The organism is Stenotrophomonas sp. YJH_SMC_120 (assembly GCF_059368675.1).
Window position 1 is genome coordinate 399,825 of the sequence record NZ_JCAFRY010000002.1, and the last position, 16,258, is coordinate 416,082.

Here is a 16,258-nt window from a genome sequence, read left to right on the forward strand (position 1 = left end):
TCTGAAGGAACAGCCGAGCATGGGCTCGGCTCTACAAAAGCTCACCCACGCAGGGTGGCGCCGCCGTCCACATACAGGTCGCTCATCGCCACATGCCCGGCCTGGTCGGAGAGCAGGAACATCACTGAGTGCGCAATGTCCTCGGGGGTGGCCAGCTTGCGCAGTGGAATGCCGGCCTTGTAGGTCTCCAGGCTGCCGGCGATCACCCGCTCGGCACCGTGCGCGTCCTGCCACATGCCGGTCTGCATCGGGGTCAACGTGGACCCCGGGGCGACGATGTTGCAGCGGATGCCCAGCGGCGCCAGCTCCAGCCCGAGGCAGCGGGTGAACATGGTGGCGGCGGCCTTGGACGCGGCATAGGCGGCCATGCCGTGCCGCGGCACGCCGGCGGCATTCGAACTGACGGTGACGATCGCGCCCCGCCGGCGCGGCGACATCACCCGCGCCAAGGCACGCCCAACGTGGAATACGCCATCGGCGTTGACCGCGAACACCCGGCGCCAGTCGGCGTCGCCGGTCTCGGCGACGCTGCCCACGTGCAGCACGCCGGCCACGCTGGCCGCCAGCGTGATCGGCCCGATGCTGGATTCGACCTGATCCACCAGGGCGTCCACCGCTGCGCTGTCGGTCACGTCGAGTGCGAACGACCTGACCCGCGTATCGGCCACGTGTGGCGCCTCACGATCGGTCGCCACCACCGTGCAGCCGGCCTCGGCCAACAGCCGTACCAGTGCCTCGCCGATGCCGCCGGCGGCACCGGTCACCAACGCCACGCGGCCTTCAAAGCCGGTCAACTGCATGTTGCGATCTCCTGTTGCTCGTCCCATTGGCGCAGTCGCGCCGACAACCACGGCGCCAGCTGCGCCACCGCATCGCGGCCGGTCAGCTCGGCGTGCAGGAACGGCAGTTCCAAGGCCTGCACCTTGCGCGCGTGGGTCCGCCACAACGCCGACTGCAGCTGTGGTCGCGCCTGGTGATCCCGGCCCGCGCGGACGTGCACCAGCGTGCCATCGAACGGTTGGTGGATGTGTTCGCGGATCAATCGATTGGTGCCGGTCACCGCGCGCACCACGCCGTCGAGCACCACATCCGGCAGGCTGCCGAGTGCACTGCCACCACGCCGCAGGAACGCCAGAATGCGTTCACGGCTGTCCAGTTCCGGATGCGCATCCGGGTCATGACCGGCAATCGCCAGCAGTGCCCGCAATGCAGCGATGGCATCGGGTTCCGGCTCGGCCCGCCAGCACTCGCTGGGATAAGCGTCCAGCAGCACCAGCTCGCCGACTTCGCGCCCGATCTCGTGGAGGCGCACCGCCATCGCCTGGGCGAGGATGCCACCCACCGACCAGCCCAGCAGATGCACCGGCCCCTTCGGCTGCAATGCGACCACGCGCTGTACGTAGTCGTTGGCCATCGCCTCGATGCTGCTTGGCAGCGGCAGCCGCGCGCCCAGGGCCGGCGACTGCAGGCCATACACCGGGCGTGCCGGCTGCAGTGCCCGGGCCAGGGTGCGGTAGTTCCAGGCGATCCCCCCGGCCGGGTGCAGCACGAACAGCGGCGTGGGCCCGGCAGCGTCGGTCGCGGCCAGCGCGATCACTGGCCCCAGTGCGTGATCGGCCAGCGCGGGCGGCTCGGCAATGCGAACTGCCAGCGCGGCCACGGTGGGCTGGGCAAACAAGGCACCCAGACCCAGATCGCAGCGCCAGCGCTGCTCGATCGCCAGCAGCAGGTGCACCGCCGACAGCGAATCACCGCCGAGACTGAAGAAATCTGCATCCACTGCCACCGGCGCCTCACGCCCAAGCGCCTGTGCGAACAGCAACGCCAGTTCCTGTTCCAACGGCGTGCGCGGTGCCAATCCAGCGACCTCATGCTGTGGTGGTTTCGGCAAGGCGTTGCGATCGAGCTTGCCGTTGGCGGTCACCGGCCAGTGGTCCACGCCGACAAACGCCGAGGGCACCATGTAGTCCGGCACACGCGTGGCCAGGTGGCTGCGCAGCGTTACGGCATCGGCAAGCGCCGCTGGCACATAGGCCACCAACCGAGCATCGCCGGGCGCGTCCTGGCGCAGCAGCACTTCCACCCGCTCCATGCCAGGCAGCTCGCGCAGTGCCGCCTCGATCTCGCCCAGCTCGATACGCAGGCCGCGCAGTTTCACCTGGTGGTCGCTGCGGCCCAGGTACTCGACCGCACCATCGCGCCGCCAGCGTGCCACGTCGCCGGTGCGGTAGATACGCTCGCCCGGCAGGAAAGGATCGGCAAGGAAGCGCTCGGTAGTCAGGTCATCGCGACCGAGATAGCCGCGTGCCAGTTGCACACCACCCAGGTACAGGTCACCGGCCACGCCCACCGGCACCGGCTGCATCCGGGCGTCCAGCACGTACAGGCGGGTGTTCCAGACCGGGAACCCGATCGGCACCGGCCGCGAACGATCCTGCGCCGACGCCGGCCAGTAGCTGACGTCCACCGCAGCTTCGGTCGGGCCATACAGGTTGTGCAGCTCGGCGTGCACACGCGCGTGGAAGCGGTCGCGGGACGAAGCATCCAGCGCCTCGCCACTGGTGAACACCCGTCGCAGCTGCAGCCCTTCGGAGGCCGGTGCAGCGAGGAAGGCATCCAACATCGATGGCACGAAATGCGCCGTGGTGATGCCATGCTCGCGGATCAGCCGCGCCAGTTCAGTGGGATCGCGATGCCCGTCCGGCCCGGCGACGACCAGCGTGGCTCCACACAGCAGCGGCAGGAAGAACTCCCAGACCGAGACATCGAAGGTGGCCGGGGTCTTCTGCAGCACGCGGTCGTCGGCACGGATGCTGTAGTGCTCGCGCATCCACAGCAGGCGGTTGACGATGGCACGATGTTCGATGACCACGCCCTTCGGCTCGCCGGTCGAACCGGAGGTATAGATCACATACGCCGCATCGCTGGGCGCCGGATCGGCCCATGGCGCGGCGAAGCTCAGCGCGGTCCACTGCTCCGGCGCGAGCACCGGTACGCCGGCCATGCGCGCCGAATCCTCGGCCACAGCCAGTACGCACACAGGCTGTGCCGAGGCGAGAATACGCGCCAGCCGCTCATCGGGATGGGCAAGGTCCAGCGGAAGATAGGCCGCGCCTGCGCGCAGCACCGCGACCAGCGCGATCACCAGCTCCAGCGAGCGCGGCAATGCCACCGCCACCACGCTGCCCGGGCCGACATCCATCGCCCGCAGCTGCGCCGCCAGCGCGAAACTGCGCGCTTCCAGCGTTGCGTAATCCAAAGCAGCGTCGCCGAACACCAGCGCAGGCGCGTGTGGGTCCCGATCCATGCCCTGCTGCAGCAGCTCGACCAGGGTCGTCTCCGGCAGCGCGTGCGCGGTGGCATTGAATTCCTGCAGCACCTGCTGCGCCTCCTCGGGCGTCGCCAGGGGCACGGCTGCGATATCGTCAGCCTGCAGCGCCGCCGATACGAAATGCAGCAGCCGCGCCGCGTGCGCCTCGACATCCTCGCGACTGTACAGCGCGGGATTGGCCTCGATTTCCAGATCCAGCAGCGCCTGGCCATCGCCACGGAAGCCCAGCGTCAGGTCATCCACCGGCCCGGTGCACAGCACCTCCGGCGTCGCCTGCACGCCGGGCAGCGCCAGCGCCTTGTAGAACGGCTGCACATTCACCAGCGGACCGTGCAGGCGCTGCTGCGCGCCGACCAGGCCCAGGTCCCGGCGCAGCTGCTCACCGCGGTAACGGCCGTGCTTGCGCCCCTGGCTGAGCTTCCGGCCCAGGCCGCGGGTGAAGGCCTCGACGCTGCCCTCGCCGGCCGCTACGCGCAGCGGCAACACATTCATCACCATCGCCGGCACCCGCGCCGACGCGTTGCCGAGCCGCCCCATGTAGGGCACGCCCAGCACCACTTCATCGGCCGCGCTCATCCGCCGCAGGTACTCGGCCGACAACGCGGCCAGCACATCCGGCCAGGGCTGCAGCCAACGCACCGAGGCCTGCAGCAGCTGCTCACGGAAGGCCGCATCGAGCGGCTGCACCCAGCGCAGCGCGTCGTCACTGGCCGCGAGCGTGCCGGCCAGGCCCACGCCTGCCGGTGCGCCCTGCATGTGCTCACGCCACCACTGCCCGGCCAGCGCGCGGCGCGGATCGGCACGATAAGCGGCATCATCGGCCAGCACGCCCGCCAGCCCCGGCAGTGGCTCACCCATGCGGCCGGCGTACAACGCGCACACGCGATCGGTGAACAGCGCCATGCCATAGCCATCGGCCGCCAGATGATGCACCCGCAGGTACCAGACCCAGCGCTGCCCGCCCAGCTCAAGCAGCACCTGTTGGCTGATCCGGTCGCGGGCGGGGTCGACCGGGCTCAGCCGGTCGGCGTGCATCAGGCTGCGTGCCGCAGGGGCTGGATCAGCCTCGACGGACACATCACGCACCGAAAGCAGCGGCACATGTGCCGGGTCGTACCACTGCAGCGGCTGGCCATCGGCCCCTTCGGCAAAGCGCAGCGCAAAGGCCTGGGCTTCGCCCGCAGCCTGGTCTGCCGCTGTGACGAACGCGGTCACGTCCAGCGGGCCATCGATCCACACCGCGTGCGCGGTATTGAATGACGGATTGTCCGGCGCCAGCCGCTGTGCAAACCACAGTCCGGTCTGGGCCTCGGTCAATGCCACCGGCGTGGCCAGCGCAGCGGCGTTCATGCGTTCTGCGCGGCCTGCAGCGTCTGCACCACGTTCCACCACTGGCGCAGCGTGGTGTGCTCGGCCAACTGCGAGAACTCAATCGGCAGGCCGGTGTTGCCCCAGGCCAGGACCAGGCCGAGCATGCGCATCGAGTCCAGGTCCAGGTCGATCAGGTTGTCGTCGTCACCGATCTCGGCCGGCGTACATTCCAGAATGCGTGCCACGTCGGCACGCATCCGCTCCAGATCCAGCACCTCAACGGTGGCAGCCATCACAGCACCTCCAGCAACTGGTCGGTGGTCATCGGCACGCCACAGGTGCGTGCGATCCAATGCAGCGCCTGATCGTGATCGGCGCGCGAGAAGTCCGCCACGGCATCGGCGGCAATGAAGGCCTCGATATCACGCTGGAACGCTTCGACCACGGTCGCGGTGCAGCCGATATGGGCGTACACGCCGGTCACCAGCAACTGGTCGCGGCCACGCACCCGCATCAGCGTCTCCAGGTTGCTGCGCTGGAACGCGCTGTAACGGTGCTTGACCAGCACGTGCTCGCCCGGCTGCGGTGCCAGCGCGTCGATGATCGGTTCATGGTCGGCGCTGCGGCGCATGCCCGGTCCCCACAGGTCGGCCTGCAGGCCACGGTCACGGCGATCCTGGTCGCCATGCTGGGCGGTGTAGAACACCGGAATACCGCGCGCGCGGCAATACGCCAGCAGGCGTGCGATGTTGTCCACGGCCGGCCGCAGCGGTGCATTGCCGGCGTCGAATGCGGCCAGGAAGTAGCGCTGCATGTCGTGCACCAGCAAGGCGACACGATCGCGCTGCGGGCGCCACGGGCCGCGTGCCTGCGGCAGTTCGGCGGCGGTCGGCAAGGGGTAATCGGTGATACGGGGCAGCGCCATCAGCGCGTTCCTCCTGTCTGTTGCAGATGACGCGCACGCAACTGCGCGCGCAGTTCGCGGCGGCTGATCTTGCCGACCGCGGTGGTATCGAAACTGTCGACGAACACGACCTGGTCGGGCACCTTGAACGCCGCCAGGCCGCGCCCGCGCATCCAGGACTTCAGCGCCGGCGCCTTGAACGGTTCGCCCTGCGGAATCACGAAGGCACAGCTGCGCTCGCCCAGGTACTCGTCGGGAATGGAGACCACGGCCGCATCGAACACACCGGGGTGGGCCAGCAGGTGATCTTCGATCTCTTCGGCGGAGATCTTCTCGCCGGCACGGTTGATGTGGTCACCGGCGCGGCCCTGCACCACCAGGTAGCCTCCGGGCAGCTGCTGCACACGGTCACCGGTACGATAGAAGCCGTCATCGGTGAACGAGCGCGCATTGGCCACCGCGTCGTTGTGGTAGCCGCGGATGGTGTACGGCCCACGGGTGAGCAGATGCCCCACCTCGCCTTCGGCCACCGGCTGGTCATGGTCATCGACCACGCGCACTTCATCATCCGGACTGATCGGCCGGCCCTGGCAGGCCACGATCAGCTCCTCCGGGTCATCCAGCCGCGTGTAGTTGACCAGGCCTTCGGCCATGCCGAACACCTGCTGCAGCGTGCAGCCAAGGCCATCGATCACCCGCCGTGCGGCTTCCGGCACCAGTTTGGCGCCGCCTACCTGCAGTACCTGCAGGCTGGACAGGTCATGCTTGCTGGTGGCGGCGGCCTGTGCCCACAGCAACGCCAGCGGCGGCACCAGCCCACAGCAGGTCACCTGCTCGCGGGCGATCAGCGGGAAGGCCGCATCCGGACCGGGGCCTGGACTGAGCACCACGCGGGCGCCGGCATACAGTGCGCCGAAGAAGCCCGGCGAGCTCATCGGGAAATTGTGCGCGGCCGGCAGCGCGACCAGATAGACGCTGTCGCGGTCGATGCCGCAGAGGTCATTGCTGGCGCGGAACGAGTAGATGTAGTCGTCGTGGGTACGAGGAATCAACTTGGACAGCCCGGTGCTGCCTCCGGAAATCTGCAGGAACGCCACCGACTGCGGGTCCGGATCGGACGGTAGCTGGCTGCGATCGCCGTGCAGTGCCTCCAGCGCGATGAATTCCGCCGCATCGCCGTCGATCACCACATGGCGAACCGCCGGCACTTGGGCCTGCAGCGCCCTTGCCAACCCGCGATGATCGAAGCCATCGTGCAGTGCGGTGGTGATGTAGGCACTGGCTTCCGCCTTGCTGGCGAAGTGGACCAGCTCGGTGATGCGGTGCGCCGGCAACGCATACACCGGCACCAGGCCGGCGCGGAACAGGCCGCAGACCGTGGTGATGAACCCGGCGGTATTGCCCAGCTGCACCAGCACCCGTTCGCCAGGCTGCAGGCCGAGCGCCAGCAGGCCCGCACCGATGCGGCCTGCCTCATGCCACAGCTGCGCATAGCTCAGGCGTACGTCGCCGGCGACTACCGCGATGTCATCGGCGTAGCGTTCTGCACGCTCGCGCAGGAAACCCGGGAAGGTCTCGCCACGCCAGTGACCGGCTTCGCGATAGCGCGCCACCAGCGTGTCGGGCCACACCTGCTGCAGCGGCAGGCGGGAAGAGTCAGTGGAGGTACTCATGCGGCAGGCTCGATGGCGGGCGCGGATTCATGGACACCCAGCGCGTTCAACAGGGCAGCGAACTTCGCTGCGGTTTCGGCCACCTCGGCCTCGGGGTGTGACTCGGCGACGATGCCGGCACCGGCATACAGGCGCAGCTGCGTGCCCTGCAGGCGCGCGCAGCGGATCGCCACGTACCAGTCGCCGTCACCCTGCGCGTCCAACCAGCCCACGGCACCGGCGTAGAAGCCGCGCGGCACCGGTTCCAGCTCGCGGATGCGCTGCAGCGCCGCCAACCGTGGCGTACCGCAGACTGCCGGCGTGGGGTGCAGCTGCGCCAGCAGTTCGGCGGCAGACGCCTGCGGATCCTTCAGGGTGGCGTGGATGCGGGTGCCCAGGTGCCACATGCTGGCGGTGGCATGCAGCACCGGGCGCGGCTGCGCATCGATGTGGCTGCAGTACGGTGCCAGGCCCTCGACGATGGCTTCGACCACGTGGCGGTGCTCGTCGTGGTCCTTGGTCGAGGCCAGCAGCGCCTGCGCCGCACGCTCGTCCTCGGCGGCATCGGCGCTGCGCCGCGCGGAACCCGCCAGGGGATGCGACAACAGCTCGGCGCCGCGCTTGCGCAGCAGCAGTTCCGGCGTCGCCCCCACCAGCCAGGCCGGTGCCTGACCCGGTTCCACCGGCAGCGGAACCGCATAGGTCGCCACCGAAGGATCCGCGCCCAGGCGTGCCAGCAGCACCTCCGGGGAAAGTGACTGCCGCGTGCGTGCCAGCAGGCTGCGCGCCAGCACCACCTTCTGGAGGTTCAGTTCGGGCGCGCGCAGTACCTGCACCGCCGCGGCAACCGCTGACGCATAGTCCTGCGGCGCAGGCTCGGCCTTCAGGGCACCGTCCAGCGGCGGTGCGGCCTGCGGCTGCAGTGCCAGCGCCGGCAGCAGGCGCTCGGGCTGGAATAGCGCATCGTCCGCACGCGGTTCGAACGGCACTGCGCCAACCAGCAGGCCCGGGCCGCCACGCTGCCGGGCAAAGAACGCCGAGACGCGTTCTGCCAATGTCGCCAGTGCACCGGCCGGCAGCGTGGCGCGGCAGCCGCGTGCATGCACGTGCTGGCCGGCATGCTGCAGCAGGAACAGCGACGCGTCGTCGGTGCTGTCCAGTGGCGCTGGCGCAGCCTCCGGCCACGCGCCCTGCATCAGGGAATCGTTCATGGGGTCTCCTTCATCCGATGCGCTGCAGCCAGCGCGCACAGCAACAGCAGCAGCGCACCGACCAGCAGGTAAGGCAGGCTTGGCCCGCCGCGATACAACAGCGTGCCGAGCATCGGCCCGGCCACCATGCCCAGCCCCTGCGCGGCAGCGACGGTGCCGGCGGCGGCGCCCTGCTCGTGCGCCCCCACCGCATCGGCGGCCAGCGCCTGGAACGAGGGGAATACGAAGCCCATGCCAAACGCGGCCAGCGCGTACGCCGCCGGCAACTGCCAGCCCTGCTGCACGCCCGCCACCGAAGCAAAGCCAATGCCGGAAATCAGGGCGCCAAGGACGATCCAACGGCGTGGATGTACCTCCAGCTTCATCACCAGCGCCTGCGCCAGGATCAGGCCGACACCAACGGCGGTAAGTGCGATGCCGGCCATGCGTGCACCGGCCGCCGCATCCAGGCCCAGGCGATCAATCGCGAAGAAGCCGACCGTGACCTGCGCGATGGTCACCGAGACCATCGCGATGAACGCTGCCAGCTGCGGCAGGCGCAGGCGCGCGTCGAGACGGCTCATCGGCGCACGGCGCTGTGCGGACGCGCCCACCACCGGTGGTGTAGCCGGCAGCCGCCAGGCCAGCAATGCCAGTGCCAGCAACGGCAGCAGCGCGGCCACGTACAGCGCCAACGACAGGTTCGTATAGGCCAGCCAGCCCGCGGCGGCCGGGCCGAGCACCATGCCCAGCGCGTTGGCGCTACCCAGGCGGGCGAGGAACTTCGCACGTTGGCCGGTCGGTGCCTTGTCGGCGATGAGCGCGGCTGCGGTAGGAGGCACCGCCGCGTAGAACAGGCCGATCAGGCCACGCGCGCCGACCAGCACCAGCACCGACACCAGTACCGGCGGCACCGCCTGCAGGGCGACGTCGATGAACACCGCCAGTGCGATGTAGACGGCCGTATAGGCACTCATCGCCAGGATCAGCACGCGCTTGCGCCCAATGCGGTCGCTGAGCTGGCCCCAGGGGCGCGCGGCCAGCATCCACAACACGCCTGCGGCGGTGACCGACAGGCCGGCATGCCACTCGGACAGGCCGAGCATGCGGACCACCGGGCCGATCACGGCGACGAAGGACATCATCGCCATGGTGCCGATCAAGGCAGCCAACACCAGCGCCGGCAAGCCGGGAACGACGGGACGCGCGTGCATGGAACACCAGCCGTAACAGGAAGGGATGGCCGGGCACGCCTGCGCACCCCGCCCGGCACCGGCCCTGCTCAGGACCGGATGCCACCTTTAAATGATAACGGCTCGTATTTGCATTTGATACCCATTCTCTTGAATGGGCGCGCAACAGTGGGTTCAGCGCATTGCACGCGGGCCGAGCAGGCCACGGCGCTTGAACGACCACTCCAGCGGCAGCGTCACCAGCGGCGGGATGGCTGCCAGGAGGGCCAGGGCACTGGCCCACCACGGCCAGCGCAGGCGCACCGCCGCAAACAGGGTGACTGCCACATAGACCAGGAAGGCCACGCCGTGCAGCGGCCCGAACACCTTCACCAGCGCCACGTTGGCCATCGGGCCGTACTTCATCCACATGCCGATGAGCAGGCCGGCCCAGGTCACGGCCTCGATGAAAGCGACAATTGCGAACAGGCGTCCGGTCGGGTGCATTGGGGAACGTTGGGTCACGCGGGGCTCCGGCATCGGGGTATCAAATGCGAATGATACGCAGATGCGAACGCCATGTAGAGTCGAGCCGTGCTCAACTGCTGGAGCGTGTCCACCAAGGTGGACACCTACCGGAGCGTGTATGGCAGAACGTGCTCACCAATCTCGCGCAGCACCAGGTCCATCGGCCGCCCGTTGTCGACCAGGTTGAACATCACGTGCGCCACGCCCTGCGCATGCACGCGCAGCAGATAGTCACGCAGGCCATCGCGGCCGACCTTCAGGCCCAGCGGCAGCGGCTCGGCTGGCGCCTGCGGATCGGCCTGCAGATCCAGCAGCATCGACTGCACGAACGGCTTGCCTGGCCCACCACGCTGCGCCAGCGCCTGCTGCCACAGGCCGATGCGCCCTTCCTGTGCGGCCTCCTCGCGATGATAGGTGGCCCAGCCTTCAGCCTCGCGCGCGATCCACTGCAGGCTCTGCCGCGCGGTACCCACCACCAGCATCGGGATGCGGGTTGCCGGCGCCGGCAGCACGTCGAAGCCACCCGTCGCCTGCAGTACGGCGGTCCGCTCATCGGCCTCCGGTGACAGCGCCGCGCGCAACAAGGTCCAACGCGCACGGAAGGTCGCCGCCCTGCCCTCCAGATCCTCGCCGAATGCGGCGAACTCTTCCGGGCGGTCCCCCGAACCCAGGCCCAGCACGAACCGTCCGCCGCTGATCCGGTCCAGGCTCAAGGCCGACTTCGCCACCTGCAGCGGCTGCCGCAATGGCAGCACGATGGCCGCGCTGCCTACCACGATGCGTCCGGTCGCGGCAGCCAGCATGCCCAGCCACAGAAACGGGTCATCCAGCGCGCTTGCTGTCGCGTCCGGACCCTGCGGCACCATCAGTGGTACATCACGCGTCCACAATGCAGCAAAGCCCAGATCATCGGCCAGTCGCGCAATGCGCCGCGCCTCATGCGGATCGGCCAGTCCATGCGCGGCGACAGGCGTCATCAGGCCCAGGCTCAGGCCCTGTTGCGGAAACAAGGCAGCGTAAGCAGGATTGAAATCACTCATGCCGCCAGCTTAGCGTGCAGGCCTGCGGCAACGATGACGTGCCGCCCACTACCGGAAGAACACTGCATGCCGACGATCCGCCCTGCCCACGTCGATGACCTGCCCGCGATCAGTGCGGTGTGCCTGGCTGCGTTCACTGCGGCGGTCGCGCCTTCGCTCAGCGCGGCCGGCATCGCCACCTTCGGCAGTGTCGCCGCTGCCGAAGCATTCGGCGCGCGCCTGCAGGGCGACAACCACATCCTGGTGGCAGAGCAGAACGGCCGTGTCGTCGGCGTGATCGAACTGAAGGAGGGCCGGCACCTTGCGATGCTGTTCGTCGATCCCGCCTGCCAGCGCCAGGGCATTGGCCATGCTTTGTTCGAGGCGGTGCTTCCACAGGTGCGCGAGCCGGTCCTGACCGTGCGCGCTTCGCTCAATGCAGTGCCGACCTACCTGCGCTATGGCTTCGCGCTGGACGGTGACGTCGGCGAGTTCAATGGGTTGGTGTATCAGCAGATGGTGCGGGCAGCGGCCTGAAGGCAACCGCCCGGCGTTGCCCGGCAATGCCCGGCAATGCCCGGCAATGTCCGGTGGGCGTTATGCCCTGCAGCACGCCCGTCATGAGCAAACTGAATCAGCGGGCTCCCCGGCGGTTCCTACAATGGCCTGTCACCCTGCCCTTCGAGATGCTGCTGATGCGCGTCGCGCTTTCCGTGTTGCTGCTGGCTTCGGCGCTGAGCGCCTGCACCCCGGCCCCGGTTTCCACCGCCAACTCCGCCGAGGCACCTGCGCCGGCCAAGGGAATCGCCTGGCGCCAGGGCGATGTGGACGATGCCTTCGCCGAAGCCGCCGACAGCGGCAAGCCGGTGCTGCTGTACTGGGGCGCGGTCTGGTGCCCGCCGTGCAACCAGCTCAAGGCGGGCCTGTTCAAGGACCCGGCCTTCATCGCGCTGACCAGCAAATTCGTGCCCGTCTATCTGGATGGCGACGAGGAAGGAACGCAGGCCTGGGGTGAGCGCTTCGGCGTACGCGGCTATCCGACCCTGATCGTGCTGGACCCACAGCGCAACGAAATCACCCGCGTGGCCGGCGGCAACGACGCCGCCGAACTGACCCGTGCACTGACCGTTGCCGCAGGCCGCCGCAGTGCCGTCGCCGCCACCTTGGCCACCGCGCTGGCGACGCCGGACCGCCTGGCCGCCGAAGACTGGCAGGTGCTGAGCGACTACGGCTGGGAAGTCGACGCCAACCGCCTGGCCGACGAGCGCAAGAGCCAGGATGTGCTGCGCCAGCTGTCCAAGGCGGCACCGGATGCCGCCCTGCAACGCCGCTTCGCCCTGCTCGCCCTGGCAACGGCTGAAAAGCCTGATGCCTCGCCTACCGAGGTACGTGAGCTGCTGCAGGCAGTACTGGCGCAACCGGCGGAAGTCCGTCGCAACCGCGAACTGCTGGGCTACGCGGGCGCCTCGCTGGTCAAGCAGGCCAGCGCCGGCCCAGCCACCAGCAACACGCTTGGGCAGCAGCTGCTGGTCGCACTGGAGCGCGCAGATGCCGAGCGCGGTGACCGCGCCGACGACGCGTTGTCGCGTGCGCTGACCGAAGTATCGCTGGCCCGCCAGCAGCAGCCGAAGGGCGCACTGCCCGTGGCCCTGGTTGATCGGGTCAAGCAGCGCGTGGCCGCTGCCGATGCCGCCGCCACCGATGCGCATGCACGCCAGGCCACGATCAGCAGCGCGGTTTATGCCCTGCGCGAGGTCGGCGACGACGCGGGCGCCGAAGCGCTGTTGCTGGCCGAGCTGAAGCGCAGCGAACAGCCGTACTACTACATGCCCGAGCTGGCCCAGCTGGCCGAACAGCGCGGCGACACCGCCGGGGCACTGGAGTGGCTGAAGCGTGCCTACGATGGCGCGCAGGGCCCGGCCACCCGCGTGCAGTGGGGCGTGCTGTACGTGGAGGGCCTGCTGAAGCTGGCGCCGGACGACGCACCACGCATCGAGCAGGCCACGGCCTCGCTGATCGCCGAACTGGAAGCGCAGCCGTCGGGCTACCACCAGCGCACCCGCCAGCGCTTCGAGCGCCTGGCCGGGCAGTTGAAGACGTGGAGCGGCAAGCACCAGGGCGCCGAAACACTGGCGCGACTGCAGCAGCGGATGCAGCAGGCCTGCGGCGATCAGGTGGATGGCGCGTGCAAGGATTGGTTGAGTTGATGAAAACGCTGGCGGCGGGCACGTCACCGCGCCGGTGAGGATTCGAAAAGCGGGTTCTGGTAGTGCCGGCCGCTGGCCGGCAACCCGACCTTCGCTGATTGCCGGCCAGCGGCCGGCACTACCATGCCGCTCCTGCTCCCTTTCACGCATTTCCTCCCCCCGCCCCTTGACCTCAACCAATGTTGAGGTGCGATAACAGTCTCCCCACGGCCAGCCCTCTGGCCTTCCCCACGGAGATTGCTTCGATGTCGTACTCGCTTCCCCCGCTCCCCTACGCCTACGACGCCCTTGAGCCGCATTTCGATGCGCGCACGATGGAAATCCACCACAGCAAGCACCACCAGACCTACGTCAACAATCTCAACGCCGCCATCGAGCAGGCTGGCATCGCCGAGCAGCCGGTCGAGGCGCTGATCGCCAACCTCGATGCCGTGCCCGAGGCCCAGCGTGGCGCGGTCCGCAACAACGGCGGTGGCCACGCCAACCACAGCCTGTTCTGGACCGTGCTCAGCCCCCACGGTGGTGCACCCGATGGTGAGCTGGCCGCCGCCATCGACCGCGATCTTGGCGGCTTCGATGCCTTCAAGGACGCCTTCACCAAGGCGGCTCAGACCCGCTTCGGCAGCGGCTGGGCCTGGCTGACCAGCGATCGCGATGGCCGCCTGCAGGTGGAAAGCAGCGCCAACCAGGACAGCCCGTTGATGGGTGCAGCCGTGGGCCTGTCGGGCAACACCCCGATCCTCGCACTGGATGTCTGGGAACACGCCTACTACCTGCACTACCAGAACCGTCGCCCGGACTACATCGGTGCGTTCTTCAACATCATCAACTGGGCCGAGGTCGGCCGGCGCTACCGCCAGGCCAGGGCCTCATGAGCGGCGAGACACTGCCGTACGCCGGGCCGTGGGCGGGAGTATTCCCCGCCCCGGCGCCGGTGCCGTCGGTCGAGATGCCGCCGCGCGCACTGCGGCGGCTGCTCGGCCACTTTCCTACCGGCGTGGCCATCGTCTGCGCACGCGATGCGCAGGGCAAGCCCATCGGCCTGACCATCAATTCGTTCGTGCCGGTGTCATTGCAGCCGCCCCTGGTGCTGTGGAACCTGGCATTGCACGCGCAGAGCCTGTCCACCTTCCAGCGCGCCACCCGCTTTGCGATCAGCGTGCTGGCGGCCGACCAGGAAGCGCTGGCCCGGCGCTTTGCCGATCCGCAGGTGCGCAACCGCTTCGATGGCCTGGCATTGCTGGATGACGACGAGGACGCACCACCGCGGATCGCCGGTGCGGTCGCCCATCTCACCTGTACCCGCCACGCACAGTGGCCGGTGGGCGATCACCTGCTGCTGGCCGGCCGCATCATCGAAGTGCACGAGAACGGCGGCGCGCCGCTGCTGTTCCATCGCGGCCGCTTCCAGCCCGGCCCGGCCGAGCTGCTGGTGGAGGTGCGCTGATGAACATCGAAGCTCTGGAATGCATGCTCGCCGCCGGCAAGGACGGCGCGCTGCTGCGCTTCGGCCTGGGCAAGGGCTGGCTGGACGCCGGCAACCCGGTGCGCGCGGCCACCCATCTGGGCCGTTGCGTGGTGCTTGATCCGCAGTACTCGGCGGCGTGGAAGCTGCTGGGCAAGGCCTGGCTGGCCAGTGGCCAGCCGCAGGCGGCGCGCGAAGCATGGCAACGCGGCCTGAGCGTGGCCGGCAGCAAGGGCGACCAGCAGGCACGCAAGGAAATGCAGGTGTTCCTGCGACGCCTGGACCGCGAGCAGGCGGACCTGGCGAAAGCGGGCTGAGTCGATCAGCCCGCGTTGGCCGATGCCGGTGCGGACATGATGTCCGACATCGGCAGGCGGCGCGGCTTGCTCGGGAACGCGTGGCGCAGGATGCGCCAGACCACCTGGCCGAACTGGCGCGGCAGCGAGCCGTTGTTGTAGTGCTGGCCGTAGCGGCGGCAGATGTCTTTCACTTCCTTGGCGATGGCCGCATAGCGGTTGGCCGGCAGGTCCGGGTAGAAATGGTGCTCGATCTGGTGACTGAGGTTGCCCGACAGCACGTTGATCAGGAAGCCGCCACTGATGTTGGACGATCCACGCAGCTGGCGCAGGTACCAGTGGCCGCGCGATTCATTGCGCAGGCATTCCTTCGGGAAGGTTTCCGATTCGGCGGTGAAGTGGCCGCAGAAGATGATCACGTAGGTCCAGATGTTGCGCAGGCCGTTGGCCACCATGTTGCCCAGCATCACGGTGAGGAAGAACGGGCCGGCCAGCAGCGGGAAGAACACGTAGTCCTTCAGCACCTGGCGGGCCATTTTCCGCGCCACCGGGCGGGTCTGCATCCACATCGCACGGCCGCTGATGCGGCCCTTCAGCCAACGGCCCAGGCGCAGGTCCTGCGCGGCAACGCCCCACTGGAACAGCAACGCGAAGATCGGCGCAATGATCGGCTGCAGCAGGTAGAACGGCTTCCAGCGCTGTTCCGGGAAGATGCGCAGCAGGCCGTAGCCGATGTCATCGTCCATGCCACGCACGTTGGTGTAGGTGTGGTGGCGGAAATTGTGGGTCTTGCGCCAGTTGTCGGCGGTGGCAACGATGTCCCACTCGTAGGTGTTGCCATTGAGCTTGGGGTCGCCGGTCCAGTCGAACTGGCCATGCATGACGTTGTGGCCCAGCTCCATGTTCTCCAGGATCTTCGACAGCGCCAGCAGCAGCGTGCCGGTGATCGCAGCCGGCCACAGCAGCGGCATCCAGAACAGCGGCGAGAATGCCGCAAGGAACAGCAGGCCACGGCCGCCCACGCCGAACCAGCGCACGGCGGCAGCCACCCGGCGGATGTAGCGGGTATCGGAGGCGCCGAGGCTGCCGATCACACGGTCGCGGATCGCGTCGAGTTCCTCACCGAAGGCATGCATCTCGGCAGTACTCAGGGCACGGTCGGTAGCGCGGGTCATGGCAGGCG

15 protein-coding genes are annotated in these 16,258 nt (G+C 68.6%); 5 read left to right on the top strand and 10 right to left on the bottom strand.

Translation table 11 applies throughout. The features are described 5' to 3' along the window. Positions 1-41: 41 nt before the first annotated feature. From AC5P60_RS05905 to AC5P60_RS05945, 9 genes are all read right to left on the bottom strand, one after another. A complete protein-coding gene (locus AC5P60_RS05905) occupies positions 42-800 on the bottom strand; it encodes a 2,3-dihydro-2,3-dihydroxybenzoate dehydrogenase (protein ID WP_483693234.1) in 759 nt (252 codons plus the stop codon). Then, positions 791-4,681, bottom strand: a complete 3,891-nt coding sequence (locus AC5P60_RS05910; protein WP_495201708.1) for an enterobactin synthase subunit F — start codon at positions 4,679-4,681, stop codon at positions 791-793. Before AC5P60_RS05910 ends, AC5P60_RS05905 begins: the two co-directional genes overlap by 10 nt. Next, entirely contained in the window at positions 4,678-4,935 is a 258-nt protein-coding gene (locus tag AC5P60_RS05915) for a phosphopantetheine-binding protein (protein ID WP_483693236.1), read from the bottom strand. The genes AC5P60_RS05910 and AC5P60_RS05915 overlap by 4 nt, the downstream gene beginning before the upstream one ends. Then, positions 4,935-5,567, bottom strand: coding sequence for an isochorismatase family protein (locus AC5P60_RS05920; RefSeq protein ID WP_231523037.1), 633 nt, complete (start codon positions 5,565-5,567; stop codon positions 4,935-4,937). Before AC5P60_RS05920 ends, AC5P60_RS05915 begins: the two co-directional genes overlap by 1 nt. After that, a complete protein-coding gene (locus AC5P60_RS05925) occupies positions 5,567-7,219 on the bottom strand; it encodes a (2,3-dihydroxybenzoyl)adenylate synthase (RefSeq protein WP_483693237.1) in 1,653 nt (550 codons plus the stop codon). The genes AC5P60_RS05920 and AC5P60_RS05925 overlap by 1 nt, the downstream gene beginning before the upstream one ends. Beyond that, a complete protein-coding gene (locus tag AC5P60_RS05930) occupies positions 7,216-8,409 on the bottom strand; it encodes an isochorismate synthase (RefSeq protein WP_483693238.1) in 1,194 nt (397 codons plus the stop codon). Before AC5P60_RS05930 ends, AC5P60_RS05925 begins: the two co-directional genes overlap by 4 nt. Next, entirely contained in the window at positions 8,406-9,602 is a 1,197-nt protein-coding gene (locus AC5P60_RS05935; RefSeq protein WP_049452228.1) for an MFS transporter, read from the bottom strand. The genes AC5P60_RS05930 and AC5P60_RS05935 overlap by 4 nt, the downstream gene beginning before the upstream one ends. 153 nt (positions 9,603-9,755) lie before the next feature. Continuing rightward, a complete protein-coding gene (locus tag AC5P60_RS05940) occupies positions 9,756-10,067 on the bottom strand; it encodes a DUF3817 domain-containing protein (RefSeq protein WP_483693275.1) in 312 nt (103 codons plus the stop codon). Positions 10,068-10,192: 125 nt separating this feature from the next. Further along, complete coding sequence (locus tag AC5P60_RS05945; protein WP_049452230.1) at positions 10,193-11,128, bottom strand: TIGR03571 family LLM class oxidoreductase; 936 nt, start codon at positions 11,126-11,128, stop codon at positions 10,193-10,195. Positions 11,129-11,194: 66 nt separating this feature from the next. Here AC5P60_RS05945 and AC5P60_RS05950 point away from each other — a divergent pair, with 66 nt between their 5' ends. From AC5P60_RS05950 to AC5P60_RS05970, 5 genes are all read left to right on the top strand, one after another. Next, complete coding sequence (locus AC5P60_RS05950; RefSeq protein WP_483693239.1) at positions 11,195-11,644, top strand: GNAT family N-acetyltransferase; 450 nt, start codon at positions 11,195-11,197, stop codon at positions 11,642-11,644. 149 nt (positions 11,645-11,793) lie between these two features. After that, positions 11,794-13,314, top strand: coding sequence for a thioredoxin family protein (locus AC5P60_RS05955; RefSeq protein ID WP_495201710.1), 1,521 nt, complete (start codon positions 11,794-11,796; stop codon positions 13,312-13,314). Positions 13,315-13,559: 245 nt separating this feature from the next. Continuing rightward, positions 13,560-14,189: a superoxide dismutase gene (locus AC5P60_RS05960; protein ID WP_012480516.1), complete on the top strand. Its 630-nt coding sequence runs from the start codon at positions 13,560-13,562 to the stop codon at positions 14,187-14,189. Further along, positions 14,186-14,761 carry a flavin reductase family protein gene (locus AC5P60_RS05965; protein ID WP_033833194.1) on the top strand — a complete coding sequence of 192 codons (576 nt, stop codon included), beginning with the start codon at positions 14,186-14,188 and terminating at the stop codon, positions 14,759-14,761. Before AC5P60_RS05960 ends, AC5P60_RS05965 begins: the two co-directional genes overlap by 4 nt. Beyond that, positions 14,761-15,096, top strand: a complete 336-nt coding sequence (locus tag AC5P60_RS05970) for a tetratricopeptide repeat protein (RefSeq protein WP_005409958.1) — start codon at positions 14,761-14,763, stop codon at positions 15,094-15,096. The genes AC5P60_RS05965 and AC5P60_RS05970 overlap by 1 nt, the downstream gene beginning before the upstream one ends. Positions 15,097-15,101: 5 nt before the next feature. Here the strand turns inward: AC5P60_RS05970 and AC5P60_RS05975 are convergent, their stop codons facing one another. Beyond that, positions 15,102-16,250 carry a fatty acid desaturase family protein gene (locus AC5P60_RS05975; protein WP_005413710.1) on the bottom strand — a complete coding sequence of 383 codons (1,149 nt, stop codon included), beginning with the start codon at positions 16,248-16,250 and terminating at the stop codon, positions 15,102-15,104. Positions 16,251-16,258: the final 8 nt, after the last annotated feature.

Excerpts from the sequence above, each read along its gene's own strand:
- AC5P60_RS05905 (WP_483693234.1), bottom strand. The coding sequence starts at position 800 with ATGCAGTTGACCGGCTTTGAAGGCCGCGTGGCGTTGGTGACCGGTGCC.
- AC5P60_RS05910 (WP_495201708.1), bottom strand. The coding sequence starts at position 4,681 with ATGAACGCCGCTGCGCTGGCCACGCCGGTGGCATTGACCGAGGCCCAG.
- AC5P60_RS05915 (WP_483693236.1), bottom strand. The coding sequence starts at position 4,935 with ATGGCTGCCACCGTTGAGGTGCTGGATCTGGAGCGGATGCGTGCCGAC.
- AC5P60_RS05920 (WP_231523037.1), bottom strand. The coding sequence starts at position 5,567 with ATGGCGCTGCCCCGTATCACCGATTACCCCTTGCCGACCGCCGCCGAA.
- AC5P60_RS05925 (WP_483693237.1), bottom strand. The coding sequence starts at position 7,219 with ATGAGTACCTCCACTGACTCTTCCCGCCTGCCGCTGCAGCAGGTGTGG.
- AC5P60_RS05930 (WP_483693238.1), bottom strand. The coding sequence starts at position 8,409 with ATGAACGATTCCCTGATGCAGGGCGCGTGGCCGGAGGCTGCGCCAGCG.
- AC5P60_RS05935 (WP_049452228.1), bottom strand. The coding sequence starts at position 9,602 with ATGCACGCGCGTCCCGTCGTTCCCGGCTTGCCGGCGCTGGTGTTGGCT.
- AC5P60_RS05940 (WP_483693275.1), bottom strand. The coding sequence starts at position 10,067 with ATGCACCCGACCGGACGCCTGTTCGCAATTGTCGCTTTCATCGAGGCC.
- AC5P60_RS05945 (WP_049452230.1), bottom strand. The coding sequence starts at position 11,128 with ATGAGTGATTTCAATCCTGCTTACGCTGCCTTGTTTCCGCAACAGGGC.
- AC5P60_RS05950 (WP_483693239.1), top strand. The coding sequence starts at position 11,195 with ATGCCGACGATCCGCCCTGCCCACGTCGATGACCTGCCCGCGATCAGT.
- AC5P60_RS05955 (WP_495201710.1), top strand. The coding sequence starts at position 11,794 with ATGCTGCTGATGCGCGTCGCGCTTTCCGTGTTGCTGCTGGCTTCGGCG.
- AC5P60_RS05960 (WP_012480516.1), top strand. The coding sequence starts at position 13,560 with ATGTCGTACTCGCTTCCCCCGCTCCCCTACGCCTACGACGCCCTTGAG.
- AC5P60_RS05965 (WP_033833194.1), top strand. The coding sequence starts at position 14,186 with ATGAGCGGCGAGACACTGCCGTACGCCGGGCCGTGGGCGGGAGTATTC.
- AC5P60_RS05970 (WP_005409958.1), top strand. The coding sequence starts at position 14,761 with ATGAACATCGAAGCTCTGGAATGCATGCTCGCCGCCGGCAAGGACGGC.
- AC5P60_RS05975 (WP_005413710.1), bottom strand. The coding sequence starts at position 16,250 with ATGACCCGCGCTACCGACCGTGCCCTGAGTACTGCCGAGATGCATGCC.